This window comes from Actinomycetospora sp. ABD4_176, assembly GCF_056311855.1.
Window position 1 is genome coordinate 3,948,524 of record NZ_CM149974.1, and the last position, 18,445, is coordinate 3,966,968.

An 18,445-nucleotide genomic window follows, 5' to 3' on the forward strand; every position below is an offset into this window, starting at 1 on the left:
CGGGTCGCGGCCGGCCTGGGGACGCGAACGGCCGATCGGGGCAGGGGATCGGGCACGTGATACTCCCCCGCGTGCCGTCTCACGACGAGCTCGAGGCCGCGCGGGACAAGCTCCTCCCCGACGTCCTGCCCGGCCCCGGCGACCCCCCGCTGCGTGTGCTGTTCTGTGGCATCAACCCGGGCCTGCTCTCCGCGCTGACCGGCCACCACTTCGCCCGGCCCGGCAACCGCTTCTGGCCCGCGCTGTACGCCTCGGGCTTCACCCCGCGCCTGTTCGCCCCGTCCGAGCAGGGCGAGCTGCCGTCCCTGGGCCTCGGCATCACCAACGTCGCCCCGCGCGCCACCGCGCGCGCCGACGAGCTCGACGACGCCGAGCTGGTCGCGGGCGGCGAGCGGCTGCGGGCGCTGGTCGCCGAGCTCCGCCCGGCGTGGCTCGCCGTCGTCGGGATCGGCGCCTACCGCGTCGCGTTCGCCGACCGTCGTGCCGCCGCCGGCCGCCAGGAGCGCACCCTCGGGGAGACCGGGCTCTGGGTGCTGCCGAACCCGAGCGGCCTCAACGCCCACCAGACACCCGCGACGCTGGCGGCGGCGTTCCGGGCGCTGCGGGAAGCCGCCGGGTAGAGAACCGGCGATGGCGGGCACAGGTCCGCCATGAAGGCTGCGCTCTACCGCCGTACCGGTCCGGCCGCCGAGGTGCTGTCGGTCGAGGACGTCGACACCCCCGAGCCCGGACCCGGCCAGGTCCGCGTGCGGATCGCCGCGTCCGGGGTCAACCCGACCGACTGGAAGACCCGCGCAGGCCTCACCGGCCAGGACCCCGAGGGGTTCCAGATCCCGCACCAGGACGGCGCCGGGGTGGTCGACGCGGTCGGCGACGGGGTCGACACGTCGCTGTCCGGCCGGCGGGTGTGGCTGCAGCTCGCGGCGTTCGGCAACCGCTACGGGACGGCCGCGGAGTACGCGGTCGTGCCGGTCGAGCGGGCCACGCCCCTGCCCGACGACGCGTCCGACGACCTGGGCGCCTGCCTGGGCGTCCCGGCCGTGACCGCGGCGCACTGCCTGCTCGTGCGCGGGGACGGCCGCGAGGCGCTGCGGGGGGCCACGGTGCTGGTCGCGGGCGGCGCCGGGGCCGTCGGGCACTACGCGATCGAGCTGGCCAAGCACGCCGGCGCGCGCGTCGTCACCACCGTCAGCTCGGAGGAGAAGGGGCAGCTCGCCCGGGCGGCGGGCGCGGACCTCGTCGTCAACTACCGCGAGGACGGCGCCGTCGACCGGGTGCGCGAGTTCGCCCCGCACGTCGACCGGATCGTCGAGGTGGCGCTCGGCGCGAACCTCGAGCTGGACCTCGCGGTCAGCGGCGCAGGCACGGTGATCGCGGTGTACGCCAACGAGCCGGACGACCCGGTGATCCCGACCCGCCGGCTCATGGTCGCCAACACCGCGATCAGCTACGTGCTGCTCTACGGCGTGCCCGCCGACGAGCTGGCGGCGGCCACGGCCTGGACCGCCGACGCCGCCGCGGCCGGGGCGCTCTCGCCGCTGCCGGTGACCCGCTACGCCCTCGACGACGTCGTCGCCGCGCACGAGGCCGTCGAGAACGGGGCGGTGGGCAAGGTCGTGGTCGTGCCCTGAGGGGTGCCCTCGGGGCGGCCGCGCTCTCCTCCGGGGCGCGCCCGCGGGTGTGGGCGACGTCGTCTACCTGTGACTTCACGTCACAGCTACCGGCGGGTTAGGTTCCTGCCGTGCCACCACACGCCGTCCACTACGACGTGCTCGTCGTCGGTTCCGGGTTCGGGGGCAGCGTCACGGCGCTGCGGCTCGCGGAGAAGGGCTACCGCGTCGGGGTCCTCGAGGCGGGGCGCCGGTTCACGCCCGCCACGCTGCCCGCGACGTCGTGGGACCTGCGGAACTTCCTCTGGGCGCCGCGCCTGGGCTGCTACGGCATCCAGCGCATCCACGTGCTGCGCGACGTCGTGGTGCTGGCCGGCGCGGGGGTGGGCGGCGGGTCGCTGAACTACGCGAACACGCTCTACCGCCCGAAGAACGACGCCTTCTACCGCGACCCGCAGTGGGCGTCGATCACCGACTGGCGCAACGAGCTCGACCCGTTCTACGACCAGGCCACGCGCATGCTCGGGGTGGTCACCCAGCCGTCGGTGACGCCGTCGGACGTCGTGATGCGCCAGGTCGCGCAGGAGCGGGGGCGCGGCGACACCGTCACCCCGACCCAGGTCGGCGTGTATTTCGGGGAGGGGCCGGGCGTGACGTCACCGGACCCGTTCTTCGGCGGCGCCGGGCCCGCCCGCACGGGCTGCCGCGAGTGCGGCGAGTGCATGACCGGCTGCCGCCACGGCGCCAAGAACACCCTGGAGACGAACTACCTGGCGCTCGCCGAGCGGGCGGGCGCGGTCGTGCACCCGGAGACGACGGTGCGCACGGTCCGGCCGACCGCGGATGGCTACGTGGTCGAGACACGGGCCACGCGGGGGCGGGGACGGACCACCTACTCCGCGGACCAGGTGGTGCTCGCCGCCGGCACGTGGGGCACGCAGTCGCTGCTGCACCGGCTGCGCGACACCGGCGTGCTCCCCCGCGTCTCCCGGCGCCTCGGCGAGCTCACCCGCACGAACTCCGAGGCGCTGGTCGGCGCGACGGCCCACCGCGCGCCCGAGCGCGGCGGGCCCCGCGACTTCACCCGCGGCGTCGCGATCACGTCGTCCTGGCACCCGGACGAGGACACGCACATCGAGCCCTGCCGATACGGCTACGGCTCGAACGCCATGGGGCTGCTGACGACGCTGATGACCGACGGCGGCGGGCGGGTGCCGCGCCTGGTCAAGCTGCTCGGTGCGATCGCCCGCCACCCGCGCACGTTCGTCCGCTCGCTGGACAAGCGGCGCTGGTCGGAGCGCACGGTGATCGCGCTGGTGATGCAGTCGCTGGACAACTCGATCACCGTGCGCCGGCGCTTCGGGCGGCTCGTGTCCCGGCAGGGCCACGGCACGCCCAACCCCACCTGGATCCCGGCGGCGAACGAGACCACCCGGCGGATGGCCGAGATGATCGACGGCGACCCGGGCGGGACCTGGGGCGAGGCGGTGAACATGCCGATGACCGCGCACTTCATCGGCGGCTGCCCGATCGGCGCCTCCGCGGAGACCGGGGTGGTCGACGGCTACCAGCGCCTCTACGGGCACCCCGGGCTGCACGTCGTCGACGGCTCGGCGCTCTCGGCGAACCTGGGCGTGAACCCGTCGCTGACGATCACCGCGCAGGCCGAGCGGGCCATGGCGTTCTGGCCCAACAAGGGCGAGGCCGACCCCCGCCCCCCGCTCGGGTCGGCGTACCGCCGCGTGGACCCCGTGGCCCCGCGCTCGCCGGTCGTCCCCGCCGACGCCCCCGGCGCACTGCGCCTCGTCCCCCTCCGCACCCCCACCGTCCCGCCCCGCGCCCCCGTCGCCGGCGGCGGCTGAGGCACGGTGCGAGCGATGCGGCATCGCCGGCGTTCATCGCCAGGATCGCCACATCCTCGTCCACGCGACACGCCGTGGTGGCGATCAGGAGCGCCTGGTGCACCGCCGCGACGCCGAGCCGGAGCCCCGGGGTGTCCGTGGTCTCCGTCCCGGCCGCCCACCCACGTCGGCGCTCCTGGGACTGCCTCGGCGAGGATCGCGGCGTGCCCGCCGACGCGCTGCTGTTCTCCAACTCCCGCCCGCCCGGGGCCGACGTGCCGTTCGCGCACGCCGCCGAGCCGCTGCGTGCGCACGTCGGTGACCGGACGCTGTGGTTCGCGGCCTGGGCCGGCGACGACCTCGACGCCTACACGCGCCTGGTCGCCGGCGCGCTCGCGGACGTCCTCGGCCCGGTCGACGTCCGCGGCCTGCACCGCGAGCCCGACCCGGCGGCCACGATCCGCGATGCCGACCCCGACCGCGAGACCGTGTTCGTCGGCGGCGGCAACACCTTCCGCCTGCGGCGGCGCACCGGCGACAACGGCGTCCTCGACGCGCTCCGACAGCGACCCGACCTGCGCTACGCGGGTGCGAGCGCCGGCTCCAACCTCGCCTGCCCGACGATCATGACGACGAACGACATGCCGATCGTCGACCCCGGTGGCCTCGACGCCGTCGGGCGCATCCCCGTGCAGATCAACCCGCACTACCTCGACCCCGACCCGCACTCCACCCATCGCGGCGAGACCCGCGAGGAGCGCCTCGCAGAGTTCCACCAGGAGAACGCCGTCGCCGTCGTCGGGCTGCGCGAGGGCGCGTGGCTGCACGCGACGGACGACGGCGACACCCTCACCCTCGACGGCTACACCGCCCGCCTCTTCCGCCGCGGCCACGAGCCGGTCGAGCTCGCGGCGGGTACGGACCTGTCGTGGCTGCTCGCGACACCTACCTCCTGACCGACGTCCGCACCCGTCACCACGACGGACCGGTGGACGTCGCGGTCGCCGACGGCCGGATCACCGCGGTCGGTCCGGCACCCGACCACCCCGGGCCCGTCCTCGCCGGCGGCGGGAGGATCGTCCTGCCCGGCCTCGTCGAGCCGCACCTGCACCTCGACAAGGCGATGCTCGGCGCGGAGGTCGTCGGCTCGCTCGGCGACGCCGTCGCCCGCACGGCCGAGCGCAAGCAGACCTTCACCGCCGACGACGTCCGCGCCCGCGCCACGGACCTGCTCGTCCGCGCCCACGCGGCCGGCGTCACGCGCGTCCGCACCCCCGTCGACGTCGACCCGACCGTGGGCCTGACCAGCCTCGACGTGCTCCTCGAGCTCCGCGACGCGTGGCGCGGGGCGGTCGAGCTCCAGGTCGTCGCGTTCCCGCAGGAGGGCATCGCCGCCCGGCCCGGCACCCGCGACCTGCTCCTCGAGGCCCTCGCCCGCGGCGCCGACGTCCTCGGGGCGTGCAGCTACGCCGAGGACGACGTGGACGCCTGCCGCGAGCACGTGCGCGACGTGCTCGCCCTGGCCGAGCGGCACGGGGTGCCCGTCGACGTCCACGCCGACTTCGCCGCCGGGGAGGGCGGGGGTGCCTCCGACCCGCGCCACGACCTCGCCGCCGAGATCGCCGCGATGACGAGCGCCGCGGGGATGCCGGGCCGCGTCGTCCTCGGTCACGTGACGACCCTCGCCGGCCTCGACCCCGACCGCCGGCGCCGCACCGCCGACGCGCTCGCCGCCGCGGGCGTCGGGGTGGCGGTCCTCCCGCCCACCGACCTCTACCTCGTCGGCGCCTCCGCCCCGGTCCGCGAGCTGCGCGACGCCGGCGTGCGCGTCGCGTGCTCGTCGAACAACGTCCGCAACGCCTTCACCCCGTTCGGCAGCGGCGACCCGCTCGACGCCGCCCTGACCCTGGGGCACATGCAGGGCGTGGAGCTCGACACCCTGCTGGACATGGTCACCGGCCACGCCGCGGCACTGATCGGGGACGCGGGGCACGACGTCGTCCCGGGCGCCCGCGCCGACCTCGTCCTGCTCGACGCCCCCGACGCCGCGACCGGCCTGCTCGACCGCGCGCCCCGCACCCACGTCGCGGACCTCGAGCCGGCGCGAACGGGGAGTTCGCGCGCATAGAAGCAGCGAACCGCCCGTTCGCTGCGTCACCCCCGCCACCCCGGGCAGCGCCCGCGCCGCGACCGGCGCAGACTGACTCCCGATGACCACCATGCGCCGTTCGTCCGCCGAGTCCCTGCTGGCCGAGGACCTGCGCTCGGCGGTGCGCGGGAGGGTGCGCTTCGACACCGCGAGCCGGGCCATGTGGTCCGCCGACGCCTCGAACTACCGCCACGTGCCCCTCGGCGTCGTCCAGCCCGTCGACCTCGACGACGTCGAGGCGGCCGTCGACGTCGCCCGCCGGTACGCCGTACCGGTGCTGCCGCGCGGGGCGAGCACGAGCATCGGCGGGATGGCGGTCAACGAGGCGCTGATCCTGGACTTCTCGCGCCACCTCGACCGCGTGCTCGAGATCGACCCCGCGTCCCGCACCGCCCGCGTCCAGCCCGGCGTCGTGCTCGACGACCTGCGCGAGGCGGCGCGGCCCCACGGCCTGACGTTCGGCCCCGACCCGTCGACGCACAACCGCTGCACGCTCGGCGGGATGATCGCCAACAACGCGTGCGGGTCGCACTCGGTGGCGTGGGGCAAGACCGTCGACAACGTCCGCGAGCTCGACGTCCTGCTCGCCGACGGGACGCGGATGACCGTCGGCCGCACCCCCGACCTCGCCGCGGCCGCACAGCGGCCCGGCCGGGAGGGCGAGGTCTACCGCGAGCTCGCGCGGCTGCGCGACCGGTACGGGACGACGATCCGCGACGAGCTCGTCGTCGACGGCCTCACCCGGCGGGTCAGCGGCTACAACCTCGACCAGCTGCTCGAGGACGCCGGCGTCGACCTCGCCCGCGCGCTGGTCGGCACCGAGGGCACGTGCGCGACGATCCTCGAGGCGACCGTCGAGCTGGTCGAGGCCCCGCCGGTGCGGGCCCTGTGCGTGCTCGGTTTCCCCGACGCCTACACCGCCGCCGACCACGTCATGCCGATCCGCGAGCACGCCCCGCTGACCATCGAGGGCGTCGACGTCGGCGTCATCGGGGCGCTACGCGCGAGCCGGCCCGACGACCGCACCCACGAGCAGCTGCCCGAGGGCAAGGGCTGGCTCTACGTCGAGACCGGCGGCGCCGACCGCGCGGAGGCCGAGGCGAAGGCGACCGCCATCGGCCGGGAGATGGCCCGCTACGGGGCGAGCGTCAAGGTCGTCTCCGAGCCGAAGCAGATGCGCGCGCTGTGGAAGGTCCGCGAGGACGGGTCGGGCATCGTCACCCGCTCCCCCGACGGCGGCGAGGCGTGGCCGGGCTGGGAGGACGCCGCGGTCCCGCCGGCGAGCATGGGCGCCTACCTGCGCGAGTTCGACGCGCTGCTGCGCCGCCACGGCCGCCAGGGCGCCTACTACGGGCACTTCGGCGACGGCTGCCTGCACGTGCGCATCGACTTCGACCTGCTCACGCGCCCCGGCCTCGCCAATTTCCGCGCCTTCCTGCTCGACGCCGCCGACCTCGTCGCCGAGCACGGCGGGTCGGTCTCCGGCGAGCACGGCGACGGCCAGGCCCGCGCCGAGCTGCTCGAGCGGACCTACTCCCCGCAGCTGATCGAGGCGTTCGGCGCGTTCAAGGGCGTGTGGGACCCCGAGGGCCGGATGAACCCCGGCCGCGTGGTCGAGCCGCGCAGGATGGACGACGACCTCAAGGTCTTCGTCGGCGTGCCCACCATCGGCCAGGGACCCGGCAGCACCGAGCTGCACTACACCGACGACCGCGGCAGCTTCACCCGCGCGAGTCGGCGCTGCATCGGCGTCGCCAAGTGCATCACCGACTCGGGCGGCTACATGTGCCCGAGCTACCGCGTCACCGGCGAGGAGATGCACTCCACCCGCGGGCGCGCCCGGATGCTCTTCGAGATGGCGTCGGGCCAGCTCGTGCCCGACGGCTGGCGGTCCACCGAGGTCCGCGACGCCCTCGACCTGTGCCTGTCCTGCAAGGCGTGCCAGCGCGACTGCCCGGTCGGCGTGGACATGGCCACCTACAAGGCCGAGTTCCTCGCCCAGCACTACGCGGGCCGCGCGCGGGAGCGCCCGCGCAGCCACTGGTCGATGGGCCACCTGCCCCGCTGGCTGCGCCTGGCCACCGCGGTGCCGGGCGTGCCGCGCCTGGCCAACGCGCTCGCCCGCCGCCCCGCGCTGGCGGGGATCGCCAAGCGCCTCGGCGGCATCGCCCCCCAGCGCGACATCCCCGAGCTCGCGCCGACGCCGCTGCGCCGGCTCGCCGGCCCGCACCCGGCCCGGCACGACAGCGCCCGGCCGCGCGTGCTCCTGTGGCCCGACACGTTCACCTCCGCGTTCGACCCGGACCTCGCGCTCGACGCCATCGCCGTGCTCGAGCACCTCGGCTACCGCGTCGAGCTCCCCGACCGCGGCGTGTGCTGCGGGCTGACCTGGCACACCACCGGCCAGCTCGGTACCGCGCGCAAGGTCGTGCGGCGCAGCCTCGACGTCGTCAAGCCCTGGCTCGACGACGGCGTGCCGGTCGTCGGGCTCGAGCCGTCGTGCACCGCGGCCCTGCGCCAGGACGTCGTGGAGCTGCTCGGCGAGGACGACGAGGACGCCGTCCGGCTCAAGGCCTCGACCCGCACGCTCGCCGAGGTGCTCGCCGCGCACGTCGACGAGCTGCGCGCCGGCGTCGCCGTGACCGGTCAGAGGGCGGTCGCCCAGATCCACTGCCACCAGTACGCGGCGATGGGCTTCGACGCCGACCGCGCGGTGCTGGGCGCGCTGGGGATCGACACCGAGGTGCTCGACGAGGGCTGCTGCGGGCTCGCGGGCAACTTCGGGTTCGAGGACGGGCACTACGAGGTCTCGACGGCCTGCGCGGAGCGCGGCCTCATGCCGGCGGTCCGCGCCGCCGACCCGGACACCGCGGTGCTCGCGGACGGATTCTCGTGCCGGACCCAGATCCGCCAGCTCGAGAACGCGGGCCACGAGCCGGTGCACCTGGCCCAGCTCGCGGCGACCGCGCTGGGCCTGCGGTCGCGGGAGCGGGCGGGCGGTCGGTCGGTCGCGAGCGCGAAGGGCTCATGAGGCCGGGCGTCCTGCGCTGGCTCGGGTACGCGTTCGGGGCGCGGCTCCCCGTGCGGTACGCGCCGTGGGTGCTGCACGACCTGACCTGCCGGACGTGGTTCCTGCGCCACCTCGGCCGCTCCGCGGTCCAGGCCACCCCGGCGGCGTTCCTCGCGCTGCTGCCCGGGCCGGCGTGGCTGCGGGTCGCGCTGCCGCTGTTCGTGCTGTTCTCCACCCTGTTCATGGCGGCGCTGTTCTCGCCCATGGTTCGGGAGAAGCGGCTCTACCAGCACGGTTACCTGCCTGAGGTGGTGCTGCGCGAGGACTAGCGTCATCTCGAAGGATCTCCGGGCCGGTCGAACGGACGAGCCGGCTCGGTCGCGTGTCGCCGCTTCCGCCCGGGGGGCGGGAGGTCCCACCGCCACGGCGCACCCGGGCCCCCACCCGTGGGGAGCGCCCCCACCGTCACGTCCCGGCCCGACGCCGGCACCACATCACCGAGCCGCCACCGGAGACGGGGTCGGTCCGCGGTGCCCCGGAGGAGCACATGACCGAGAACACCACCGCCGAGGTCGACCGGCAGGTCGAGGGCCTCGACCCCGAGCAGCTGCCCGTCGGCGAGCACGAGCTCCACGGGCCCGGGCACTTCGCGGGGCTCTACGCCGCCGAGAACGTCGCGGGCACGGAGTTCGTCTTCGGCGCGACGTTCGTCGCCCTCGGCGCCGGGATCGTCGACGTCCTCATCGGCCTGGCGATCGGCAACCTGCTCGCGGTGCTGAGCTACCGGTTCGTCACCGCGCCGATCGCCACCCGGACACGGTTGAGCGTCTACACCTTCCTCGACCGGGTCGCCGGCGGACCGACCTCGAAGCTCTACAACGGCGTGAACGCGGTGGTGTTCGCGGTCATCTCGGCCGCGATGATCACGGTGTCGGCGACCGCGCTGCGCATCGTCTTCGGATTCCCCGCGCAGGAGGCGGCCTATCCCACCCACTGGGCTTCGTGGTGGTCGCGGTGGCCTTCGGCGCGGTCGCGGTCCTCGTCGCGGCCTACGGCTTCACCGCGCTGGCCGAGTTCGCCAGCATCTGCGCGCCCTGGCTCATGGTGATGTTCGTGGCGGGCGGCGTGGTCCTCATCCCGGCACTGGCCGACGCGGCGACCGGGAGCACGACGGTGGGCGGCTGGGGCGAGCTCCTCGAGATCGGCGGGAGCGCCGTCTTCACGGGGACGACGCCCGACGGCGCGGCGGGGATCACGCTGTTGGGGATCATCGGCTACGCCTGGGCCGCGAACAGCTTCGCCCACGTCGGGCTGATCGACATGTCGCTGTTCCGGTACGCGAGGAAGAGCTGGTACGGCTACATGTCGGCGTTCGGGATGTTCCTCGGCCACTACGTGGCCTGGATCGCGGCCGGGTTCATGGGCGCGGCCGCGGCGGCGATCGTGTCGACCGGCATCGACGTCATCTCGCCGGGGACCGTCGCGTTCCAGGCCCTGGGCTACGCCGGCCTGGTCGTCGTCGTCGTCGGCGGCTGGACGACCGCCAACGCCAACCTGTACCGCTCCGGGCTCGCGGCCCAGGGCCTCTTCCCGCGGCTCTCCCGGCAGCGGGCCACCCTCGTCATCGGCGCCCTCGTCGTCCTCGCCGCCCTGTTCCCGTTCATCTACCGCGGCTACCTGGACCTGGTCACCTACATCGGGATCATCCTGGTGCCGATCGGCGGCGTCCTGCTCGCCGAGCACCACCTGCTCCCGCGGCTCGGGCTGACGAGGTACTGGGCGCGGTACAAGGGGGTGCGCAACACCCCGGCGCTGCTGGCCTGGGGCCTCCCGGTCGGGCTCGCGTTCCTGGTGCTCGTGCTGGGCCTCGTGCCGGTGTACTTCCTGTTCCCGCCGGCGTTCCTGCTCTCCGTCGCCGTCTACGTGGTGGCCGCCCGGCGGATGGGCGCCGCCGAGCGGTACCCCGAGGGCGAGGCCGCCGACGAGCTGTTCGCCGAGCGGGTGGAGGTGTTCCACGCCGAGCAGGCGAGGAAGGCCCCGACCGACGTGGACACGACCGACCGCCGGCCGCTGAGCCAGGTGCTGCGGGTGGTGTGGATCGTCGACCTCCTGGTGGTCGCCGGTGCGGCCGTGCTCGTGCTCGTGGCCAGTCCGGACGTCGCCACCTACACCGCCAGCCGCGACCAGTTCTTCTGGATCGCGGGCGCCGGGACGGTCGTCTACTTCGTCGCCGCCTACTGGCGCCTCCGACGCACCAAGGCCTACGCCCGCCGCGCTCTCGCCTGACGCCCGGCCGGCGTGCGCGGGCGAGGACGGGCGGGGCGGTAGGGCAGACTGGCCCGCCATGGAGCTCACCGGCAGCTGGAGCACCGCCCTGCCGGCCGGTGTCGGCGAGCGCTACGAGCTGCGCGAGACGCGCAACGCCGCGGCCGTCCTCGCCGCCACGAGCCCGGACGAGTTCGCCGAGATCTGCGCCGTGCTCGCCCACTTCGCCCTCACCACCGCCGACCTCGTCGAGGCCGGCGGCAACGAGTCCCGCCTCGCCGCGCGGCTCAACGCCGCCTTCCGGTCGCGCGGGTGGCGCGAGGGGCGCGTCGACACCGTCGTCACCTCGCGGCTGCAGGTGCAGCCGTGGGCGCCGGCGGGGGAGGTGGGCGTGACGGTGCGCGAGAGCGAGGTCGTCAACGAGGGCTACAAGGTCGACAACGTCAAGGGCCGGGTGGCGCTCGACGTCGAGTGGAACGCCAAGGACGGCAACCTCGACCGCGACGTCTCCGCCTACCGCGCGCTCTACGACGCGGGCCTCATCGACGGCGCGGTCCTGCTCACGCGCACCCACGACGACCTGCGCGACCTCGCCCGCGAGCTGGCCCGCGCGGCAGGGCGCAGCGACGACGAGGTCCGCAGCCGGCTCTCGACCTCGACGACCACCCACCTCGGCAAGCTCGAGTCCCGGATGACGCGCGGCGACGCCGGCGGCTGCCCCCTGCTCGCCGTCGCGATCTCCCGGCGCTGCTGGGTGCCCGCCGACGGCGAGCCGGCGCGCCCCGAGGCCCCGGCACCGTGGATGCTCACCGACGGGGTGAGCTGGTGAACGGGCACCCGGCGCACGACCGATCACCGGCGCACGACCGATCACCGGCGCACGATCGATCACTGTCGGACCCCGGCGCTAGCGTCCCGCCCACCCCGACCCCGGCGAGGAGGCCCGAGACGATGACCCTGGCGGCGGACGCCGGCAGCGCCGAGATGACCACGGACACCGGCACCCAGATCCCGGCAGGGATCGGCCCCGGCGCGCCCGACGACCCCGGCGCGCCCCCGCCGGCCCGCCGCGCGGAGCCCCTGCGCGCGGACGCGACGCCGCTGGAGAGCGTCGCGCTCCCCCGCACGGCCGGCGGCTGGTCGTGCGTCTACGCCGACCCCCCGTGGCGGTTCACCAACCGCACCGGCAAGGTCGCGCCCGAGCACCGGCGGCTCGACCGCTACGACACGATGTCCGCGCCCGAGATCGCCTCGCTGCCGGTGGCCGATGTCGTCTCAGCGAACGCGCACCTCTACCTGTGGGTGCCGAACGCCCTGCTGCCCGAGGGACTCGCGGTGATGCAGGGCTGGGGCTTCCGGTACGTCAGCAACCTCGTCTGGGCCAAGCGGCGCAAGGACGGCGGGCCGGACGGGCGGGGCGTCGGGTTCTACTTCCGCAACGTCACCGAGCTGATCCTGTTCGGGGTGCGGGGCTCGCTGCGCACGCTGGAGCCCGGCCGGCGGCAGGTGAACATGATCGAGACCCGCAAGCGGGAGCACTCCCGCAAGCCCGAGGAGGCCTACGACCTCATCGAGGCGTGCTCCCCCGGGCCCTACCTCGAGATGTTCGCCCGCTACGCCCGTCCGGGGTGGACGAGCTGGGGCGCGGAGTCCGCCGAGGACGTCGCGCCGCGCGGCCGGCAGTACCCCGCCTACAGGTAGTACACAGTCGAACAGATTCGATCACTGCCCGTGCCCGCACTCCGCCGTCGGGCGGACCTTGAACTCGTTCGCAGTACGCTCCCGACCGCTTGACTCAGGAGTAATCGCCGGTAGTGGCGGCATTCGGCCACGCGCTGTGATACTTCCTCGCATGGCGAAGACACCGGAGCTGGCGCGCAACCAGCGGGTGACGGGGGCGGAGCGCACCAAACTGGGCAACGAGCTGCTCAAGCGGTACCAGAAGGGCGCCAGCATCCGTGAGATCTGCGCCGAGACCGGCTACAGCATCGGTCGGGTCCGCCGCCTGCTCGTCGACGCGGGCGTGGAGTTCCGCGGCCGCGGCGGTACCCAGGGGCGCACCCGCAAGGACGGCACGAGCGGTACGGCCAGTACGGCCAGCACGGCCGGTACGGCGAGCACCGCCAAGTCCGCGAGCTAGCGCCGGGCGCGGCGCCGCACCAGCGCGTTGAACGCGGTCTTGAGGCCGACGTCGAGGCGGGAGCCGTCGGCCGGCAGCAGGCCGATCTGACGGGCGAACCGCATCTGGTCGAAGACCACGACGTTGCTGGTCACGCGGCCGTCCTCGACGACGAAGTGGTCCATCCCGTCGAGGTCCAGGCGGGCGCCCGAGGGCGCGATGCCCTCCCAGTCGCCGCCGGTGTGGTGCCCGGCGAGCCGCCAGCGCAGGAAGACCTCCCCGCTCTGCCCGCTCTCGCCGGTGCCCTGCTCCGCCATCCCCTCGATCGTCATCGTGAGGTCGGGGACGGCGGTGAACACGTTCGCCCACCAGGCGACGAGCTCGTCGGCGCCGCGGACGGTGCGCATCGGGAACCGCACGCGGACGTCCGGCGCCCAGGCCTGGCGCAGCGACGGCGCGTCGTGGCTGTTGATGACGTCGACGCTCCACCGCACGAGCGCGCCCGGCGTCGCCCCGGTGGGCGGCGTGGGGCCGGGCGGGTCCGGCGCGGACGGGCGACCCGACCGGCCCGACGGCGGGGAGGAGGTAGGCTCAGCGCTCACGAGGCGTTCACGACCAGGAGCGTAGACGGCCCCGCGCGCGGGCACCTGTGCGCACACGACCCGCTCCGTCTCCCCGAGGTGACCTCCGTCGATGAGCACGTCACAGATCGCCGCCCAATGGGTGTCGGCGATCGGCAGCGCCGGCTCCCTGCTCGGGTTCGCCGCCTACGTCTGGATCATGCTGCTGAACCGCAAGGACCAGGTGGAGGTCCGCCAGGAGCAGCAGGCCCAGGGCGTCACCGCCTGGCTCGACGAGGGGGCGCGTCATGACCGGGACGAGGACTACGTGATCGTCGTCCACAACGGCGGCGACTCCCCGGTGTTCCAGGTGCGCTGCCTGTTCAGCCTCCCCTCGAGCGACGAGCAGCACAGCGTCTCGATGGCGCTGCTGCCCCCGGCGAGCGACGAGATCCAGTCGCTGCCGTTCGGGCACGACGACGTCAGCCGCGACGAGCTGTACTCGGCGCCGGCGGTGCCCGAGATGCGGTTCACCGACTCCCACGGCACCCACTGGGGACGCGACACCAACGGGCAGCTGCACCGCCTCGACCGGCGCAGCGTGCGGCGCAAGCCGTCGAAGAGCAGCGGGCAGGACGACGGGCAGGACGCCGCGCGTGACGACGCCGAGTGGGAGAAGGCGCACCGCGAGCGCGCCGACGCCCCGCGCGAGGGCTCGTCGCAGGGTGACTCGCCGCAGGACGACCAGCGGCGCGCGTCGAGCCGGTCGTAGCTACGGCAGCGTGAGGATCCGCGGGCCGTCGGCGGTGACGGCGACCGTGTGCTCGGCGTGCGCGGCGCGGCTGCCGTCGGCGGTGCGCAGCGTCCAGCCGTCGTCGTCGTGGACGTAGTCGTCACCGCCGCCGGCGTGGAGCATCGGCTCGATCGCGATGACCATCCCGGGCCGCAGGCGCATCCCCCGGCCGGAGCGGCCCTCGTTGGGGACGTGCGGCGCCTCGTGCATCGCGCGCCCGATGCCGTGCCCGCCGTGGTCGGCGAGCATCCCGTAGCCGGCCTCGCGGGCGACCGCGCTGACCGCGGCGCCGATGTCGCCGAGCCGCCCGCCCGGTCGCGCGGCGGCGATGCCGGCCTGCAGTGCGCGCTCGGTGGTGGCGATGAGCGCGAGGTCCGCCGGGTCGGCGTCGGCGCCGACGACCGCGCTGAAGGCCGCGTCGCCGCACCAGCCGTCGAGGAAGGCGCCGCAGTCGACGCTCAACAGGTCGCCCTCGGCGAGGCGGTGGGACCCGGGGATGGCGTGCACGACCGCGTCGTTGACGCTCGCGCAGATGACCCCGGGGAACGGGCTCGGCGCGAAGTGCGGGTGGTAGTCGAGGAACGCGGGCACCGCGCCGGCGTCGTCCATCACGTCGTGGGCGACGCGGTCGAGCTCCTTCAGGCTCACTCCCGGGGCCGCCGCGGCGCGCACCGCGTCGAGGCAGCGGGCGACGACGCGGCCGGCCTCGCGCATGGCCTCGACCTCACCGGAGGTCTTCAGCTCGATCTCGGAGCGCCGCAGCATGCCCCGACCCTAGACAGGGCCCGGATCCCGTGTCGGAATGACACGGCTGTCATTCGTCCCCACTGTGGACAGGGCCTGTGGACAACCCGCCCCTCTCAGCGGGGGACGAACTCGTAGTCCGTCGGGTCGAGCTTCGCCACCGCGCGGACGTACTCCTCCATGTAGCGCGGCCAGTTGGCGACGATGCGGCCCGACTCGTCGCGGTACCAGGAGTCGCACTGCGTCCACGCCGTGCCCTCGAACTGCGCCTGCAGGCGCTCGTCGAAGGCCTGCTCGACGTCGCGGCGGACCTCGAGCGCCGCGGCGTGGCGCCGCGCGGTCTCCTCGAGCGCCTGGCGCACGTACGCGACCTGCGCCTCCAGGAAGACGATGATCGAGCCGCCCGAGGTGTTGGTGTTCGGCCCGTAGAGCAGGAACAGCGACGGGAAGCCCGGCACCGTCATCCCCAGGTGGGCGTGCGCCCCCTGCCCCCACTCCTCCTGCAGCGTCCGCCCGCCGCGTCCGACGACGTCCATCGGGAACATGAAGTCGGTGCTCCTGAAACCCGTGCCCCAGATGAGCACGTCGGCCGGGTGGTGCCGCCCGTCCTCGGTGCGCACGCCGTCGGGGACGATCTCGGTGACCCGGTCGGTGACGAGCTCGACGTTGTCGCGCTCGAGCGCGGGCAGGTAGTGCGAGCTGAAGAGGATCCGCTTGCACCCGAACGTGTAGTCCGGCCAGGCCTTGCGCCGCACCTCCGGGTCGCGCAGCTGGCGGCGCATGAACAGCGTCGACCAGACGCGCCCGGCCCGACCGACCGTCCTCGGGTGCCGGATCATGATCGTCAGGAGCTCGAGGTAGCCCTTGAGCAGGAACCGGCGCGCGCGCATGATCCCCGGCACGGCGCGGAAGGCGCGGCGCATCGCCGGCGGGTAGTAGCGGTTCTTGCGCGGGAAGAACCAGTTGCCGCTGCGCTGGAAGACGGTCATCGCCCCGACCTCGGGCGCGATGGCCGGCACGAACTGCACCGCGCTCGCGCCCGTCCCCACCACGGCGACGCGCTTGCCGGCCAGGTCGACGTCGTGGTCCCAGCGCGCGGAGTGCATGGCCGGGCCGGCGAAGTCGTCGGCGCCGGGGATCGGCGGGACGGCGGGGGTGTTGAGCTGTCCGGTGGCCAGCACGACGGCGTCGGCCTCCCAGCGACGGCCGTCCTGCGCCTCGACGGTCCAGGTCATCGTCGCCTCGTCGAGCCGGACCGCCTCCACGCGCACGTCCGGCACGAACACCTCGCCGAGGCCGTACTCCTTGGCGACGCCCTGGAGGTACTCGAGGATCTCGGGCTGGGGGGAGCAGAGCCGTGACCAGTCGCTGCGCTGGGCGAACGAGAACGAGTACAGGTGGCTCGGGACGTCGCAGGCCGCGCCGGGGTAGCTGTTGTAGTACCAGGTGCCGCCGATCTCGGGGGCGCTGTCCAGGATCACCACGTCGGTGATCCCGTGCTCGCGCAGCTCGATCGCCGCCGCGATGCCGCCGAAGCCCGCGCCCACGACCACGACGCGCGTCGAGGCCTCCCGACCAGTTCCGTCCTGTCCCGTCACGGGCCGGACGGTATCCGTTCCGCGCCGCTTTTGGCAGGCTGCCAACGTGACCTCGACCGGGCGACGTCCGCACCCGGCGCTCGCCGACGTCGTGCGCCGCTGCGAGCCCTACGACGAGGTCGCGGCCTCGGCGCCGCTGCGTCGGCGGGAGGCGCCCCACGGCGCGTGCACGCTGATCCTCGCCTGGGCCGACCCGCTGGAGCTCACCGGACCCGGCGGCCGCGCCCACCACGCCGCGTTCCTCGCGGGCATGCACGACCGCGCCGTCGTCACCGCGTTCGCCGGCCGTCAGCAGGGCGTCCAGGTCGACCTCACCCCGCTCGGGGTGCTGCGCCTGCTCGACCGGCCCACGTCCGCGCTGACCAACCGGATCGTCCCCCTCGACGCGCTCTCCCCGGAGCTCGCCGCACTGCCCGAGCGCCTGGCACACACACCACCCCGCGAGCGCCTCGCCCTCGTCGACGCCGAGCTGTGCGGGCTGCTCGACCGCTCGCGCACCCGCCCGGACCCCGAGGTGACGCACGCCTGGGCCCGCCTGGCCGGGGCGCGCGGACGGGTCGCGGTGTCGACCCTCGCCGACGAGACGGGCTGGAGCCGGCGGCACCTCTCCACCCGCTTCCGCGACCAGGTGGGCCTCACCCCGACGACCGCCGGGCGCGTGCTGCGCTTCCGGGAGGCCGCGCGGCTGCTCGTGCCCGGCGCGTGGGGCCCGGACGAGCCGTCCGCCGCCCGCATCGCCGCCCGCATCGCCGACGTGGCCGCGGCCTGCGGGTTCGCCGACCACTCCCACCTCGTGCGCGAGTTCCGCGACCTCGCCGGCTGCACGCCCAGCCGCTACGTGCAGGAGTGGCGGGCGGGGTTCCCCGACGTCCAAGACGCGACGGCCGCGGACTCCTAGCGTCGTCACCCATGAGCATCTACCCGACCCTGCGCTATCAGGACCCGGACGAGGCCGTCGTGCTGCTGCGCGACGCGTTCGGCTTCACCGTCGCCGCCGAGCACCGCGGCGAGGCCGGCACCGTGGAGCACGCCGAGCTGACCCACGGCGGCGGCGCGGTGCTCCTGGGCCCCCGCCGCGGCGGCGACGCGTTCGCCACCGGGCGGGCCGTCATCTACGTGGTGGTCGACGACGTCGACGCCCACCACGACCGCGCCGTCGCCGCGGGCGCCACCGTGACCATGGGCCTCACCGACCAGCCCTACGGCTCCCGGGAGTACGCCGCCGTCGACGGCGAGGACAACGTGTGGAGCTTCGGGACCCATCGTCCGGGCGGCTCCTGACGCGGCCCGGTGCACGCGGCGCTGGCAGGGTGGAGCGGGTGACCTCCGCCGACACGACGACCGGCCGCCTGGTCTTCGACGGCCGCTGCGGCTTCTGCACGCGCTGCGTCGGCTGGCTGCGCCTGCTGGACCGGCGCGGGCGCATCGACGTGGCGCCCTACCAGGCCGCGGGCGTGCCTGCCTCGGTCGGCGCGACCGTCGAGGAGTGCGGCGAGGCGGTGCAGTGGCGCGGGCGCGACGGCGTGCGCCGCAGCGGAGCTGACGCCGTGAACGCGGTGCTCTCCGAGATCACCGGCACCCCGCTGCCCTCGCTGCTCTACCGGGCCACCGGCGGCGTGCAGGAGTGGGCCTACCGCTGGGTGGCCGACCACCGGGGAGCCTTCCCGGGCACGACGCCGCACTGCGAGGCGCATCCGGAGGACTGCGCGGCGAACGGCTGACGAGGGGTTCCGCACGCCCCGCCCGGGGTCTACCT

At 74.8% G+C, this 18,445-nt stretch carries 19 protein-coding genes; 16 read left to right on the forward strand and 3 right to left on the reverse strand.

Translation table 11 applies throughout. The features are described from left to right. Positions 1 to 71: 71 nt before the first annotated feature. The 12 genes from mug (at position 72) to ACYX4T_RS19225 (ending at position 13,015) form a co-directional block, all read left to right on the forward strand. The gene (mug, locus tag ACYX4T_RS19170; protein WP_476010873.1) at positions 72 to 620 is read left to right on the forward strand and encodes a G/U mismatch-specific DNA glycosylase; all 549 of its coding nucleotides are present in this window, start codon (positions 72 to 74) and stop codon (positions 618 to 620) included. A 30-nt stretch (positions 621 to 650) separates the two neighbouring features. Next, positions 651 to 1,631, forward strand: a complete 981-nt coding sequence (locus ACYX4T_RS19175; protein WP_476010874.1) for an NADPH:quinone reductase — start codon at positions 651 to 653, stop codon at positions 1,629 to 1,631. A 110-nt stretch (positions 1,632 to 1,741) separates the two neighbouring features. Then, positions 1,742 to 3,472 (forward strand): GMC oxidoreductase, encoded by a 1,731-nt coding sequence (locus tag ACYX4T_RS19180; protein ID WP_476010875.1) that lies wholly within the window; start codon positions 1,742 to 1,744, stop codon positions 3,470 to 3,472. Positions 3,473 to 3,675: 203 nt separating this feature from the next. Further along, positions 3,676 to 4,407 carry a dipeptidase PepE gene (gene pepE / locus ACYX4T_RS19185; protein ID WP_476010876.1) on the forward strand — a complete coding sequence of 244 codons (732 nt, stop codon included), beginning with the start codon at positions 3,676 to 3,678 and terminating at the stop codon, positions 4,405 to 4,407. Continuing rightward, positions 4,380 to 5,579, forward strand: coding sequence for an amidohydrolase family protein (locus tag ACYX4T_RS19190; RefSeq protein ID WP_476010877.1), 1,200 nt, complete (start codon positions 4,380 to 4,382; stop codon positions 5,577 to 5,579). The genes pepE and ACYX4T_RS19190 overlap by 28 nt, the downstream gene beginning before the upstream one ends. Positions 5,580 to 5,661: 82 nt before the next feature. Next, entirely contained in the window at positions 5,662 to 8,631 is a 2,970-nt protein-coding gene (locus ACYX4T_RS19195; protein WP_476010878.1) for an FAD-binding and (Fe-S)-binding domain-containing protein, read from the forward strand. Further along, the gene (locus tag ACYX4T_RS19200) at positions 8,628 to 8,939 is read left to right on the forward strand and encodes a DUF5313 family protein (protein WP_476010879.1); all 312 of its coding nucleotides are present in this window, start codon (positions 8,628 to 8,630) and stop codon (positions 8,937 to 8,939) included. The genes ACYX4T_RS19195 and ACYX4T_RS19200 overlap by 4 nt, the downstream gene beginning before the upstream one ends. A 218-nt stretch (positions 8,940 to 9,157) precedes the next feature. After that, positions 9,158 to 9,718 (forward strand): hypothetical protein, encoded by a 561-nt coding sequence (locus ACYX4T_RS19205; RefSeq protein WP_476010880.1) that lies wholly within the window; start codon positions 9,158 to 9,160, stop codon positions 9,716 to 9,718. Beyond that, entirely contained in the window at positions 9,613 to 10,896 is a 1,284-nt protein-coding gene (locus ACYX4T_RS19210) for a purine-cytosine permease family protein (protein ID WP_476010881.1), read from the forward strand. Before ACYX4T_RS19205 ends, ACYX4T_RS19210 begins: the two co-directional genes overlap by 106 nt. A 58-nt stretch (positions 10,897 to 10,954) precedes the next feature. Then, on the forward strand, positions 10,955 to 11,704 hold the full coding sequence (locus ACYX4T_RS19215) for a BglII/BstYI family type II restriction endonuclease (RefSeq protein WP_476010882.1): 750 nt from the start codon (positions 10,955 to 10,957) through the stop codon (positions 11,702 to 11,704). Positions 11,705 to 11,826: 122 nt separating this feature from the next. Next, the gene (locus ACYX4T_RS19220; protein WP_476010883.1) at positions 11,827 to 12,576 is read left to right on the forward strand and encodes an MT-A70 family methyltransferase; all 750 of its coding nucleotides are present in this window, start codon (positions 11,827 to 11,829) and stop codon (positions 12,574 to 12,576) included. A gap of 151 nt (positions 12,577 to 12,727) precedes the next feature. After that, positions 12,728 to 13,015 carry a helix-turn-helix domain-containing protein gene (locus ACYX4T_RS19225; protein ID WP_476010884.1) on the forward strand — a complete coding sequence of 96 codons (288 nt, stop codon included), beginning with the start codon at positions 12,728 to 12,730 and terminating at the stop codon, positions 13,013 to 13,015. Here ACYX4T_RS19225 and ACYX4T_RS19230 read toward each other — a convergent pair. Next, on the reverse strand, positions 13,012 to 13,596 hold the full coding sequence (locus ACYX4T_RS19230; protein WP_476010885.1) for an ester cyclase: 585 nt from the start codon (positions 13,594 to 13,596) through the stop codon (positions 13,012 to 13,014). The two genes, ACYX4T_RS19225 and ACYX4T_RS19230, sit on opposite strands and share 4 nt — an antisense overlap. Before the next feature lie 91 nt (positions 13,597 to 13,687). Between ACYX4T_RS19230 and ACYX4T_RS19235 the strand changes: the two genes are divergently transcribed. Continuing rightward, a complete protein-coding gene (locus ACYX4T_RS19235; RefSeq protein WP_476010886.1) occupies positions 13,688 to 14,326 on the forward strand; it encodes a hypothetical protein in 639 nt (212 codons plus the stop codon). On the opposite strand, the gene map is transcribed toward ACYX4T_RS19235, so the two are convergent. Together map and ACYX4T_RS19245 are read right to left on the reverse strand one after the other, a co-directional pair. Further along, complete coding sequence (gene map / locus ACYX4T_RS19240) at positions 14,327 to 15,112, reverse strand: type I methionyl aminopeptidase (protein WP_476010887.1); 786 nt, start codon at positions 15,110 to 15,112, stop codon at positions 14,327 to 14,329. 95 nt (positions 15,113 to 15,207) lie between these two features. Beyond that, positions 15,208 to 16,689 carry a flavin-containing monooxygenase gene (locus ACYX4T_RS19245; RefSeq protein WP_476010888.1) on the reverse strand — a complete coding sequence of 494 codons (1,482 nt, stop codon included), beginning with the start codon at positions 16,687 to 16,689 and terminating at the stop codon, positions 15,208 to 15,210. Between the two features lie 46 nt (positions 16,690 to 16,735). Here ACYX4T_RS19245 and ACYX4T_RS19250 point away from each other — a divergent pair, with 46 nt between their 5' ends. The 3 genes from ACYX4T_RS19250 to ACYX4T_RS19260 are packed head-to-tail and all read left to right on the forward strand — an operon-like array spanning position 16,736 to position 18,410. Further along, positions 16,736 to 17,587, forward strand: coding sequence for a helix-turn-helix domain-containing protein (locus tag ACYX4T_RS19250; protein WP_476010889.1), 852 nt, complete (start codon positions 16,736 to 16,738; stop codon positions 17,585 to 17,587). A gap of 11 nt (positions 17,588 to 17,598) precedes the next feature. Further along, the gene (locus ACYX4T_RS19255) at positions 17,599 to 17,970 is read left to right on the forward strand and encodes a VOC family protein (protein WP_476010890.1); all 372 of its coding nucleotides are present in this window, start codon (positions 17,599 to 17,601) and stop codon (positions 17,968 to 17,970) included. Positions 17,971 to 18,008: 38 nt separating this feature from the next. Further along, the gene (locus ACYX4T_RS19260) at positions 18,009 to 18,410 is read left to right on the forward strand and encodes a thiol-disulfide oxidoreductase DCC family protein (RefSeq protein ID WP_476010891.1); all 402 of its coding nucleotides are present in this window, start codon (positions 18,009 to 18,011) and stop codon (positions 18,408 to 18,410) included. Positions 18,411 to 18,445 lie beyond the last annotated feature (35 nt).

Excerpts from the sequence above, each read along its gene's own strand:
- ACYX4T_RS19255 (WP_476010890.1), top strand. The coding sequence starts at position 17,599 with ATGAGCATCTACCCGACCCTGCGCTATCAGGACCCGGACGAGGCCGTC.
- ACYX4T_RS19205 (WP_476010880.1), top strand. The coding sequence starts at position 9,158 with ATGACCGAGAACACCACCGCCGAGGTCGACCGGCAGGTCGAGGGCCTC.
- ACYX4T_RS19225 (WP_476010884.1), top strand. The coding sequence starts at position 12,728 with ATGGCGAAGACACCGGAGCTGGCGCGCAACCAGCGGGTGACGGGGGCG.
- ACYX4T_RS19195 (WP_476010878.1), top strand. The coding sequence starts at position 5,662 with ATGACCACCATGCGCCGTTCGTCCGCCGAGTCCCTGCTGGCCGAGGAC.
- map (WP_476010887.1), bottom strand. The coding sequence starts at position 15,112 with ATGCTGCGGCGCTCCGAGATCGAGCTGAAGACCTCCGGTGAGGTCGAG.
- ACYX4T_RS19200 (WP_476010879.1), top strand. The coding sequence starts at position 8,628 with ATGAGGCCGGGCGTCCTGCGCTGGCTCGGGTACGCGTTCGGGGCGCGG.
- ACYX4T_RS19220 (WP_476010883.1), top strand. The coding sequence starts at position 11,827 with ATGACCCTGGCGGCGGACGCCGGCAGCGCCGAGATGACCACGGACACC.
- ACYX4T_RS19235 (WP_476010886.1), top strand. The coding sequence starts at position 13,688 with ATGAGCACGTCACAGATCGCCGCCCAATGGGTGTCGGCGATCGGCAGC.
- ACYX4T_RS19175 (WP_476010874.1), top strand. The coding sequence starts at position 651 with ATGAAGGCTGCGCTCTACCGCCGTACCGGTCCGGCCGCCGAGGTGCTG.
- ACYX4T_RS19215 (WP_476010882.1), top strand. The coding sequence starts at position 10,955 with ATGGAGCTCACCGGCAGCTGGAGCACCGCCCTGCCGGCCGGTGTCGGC.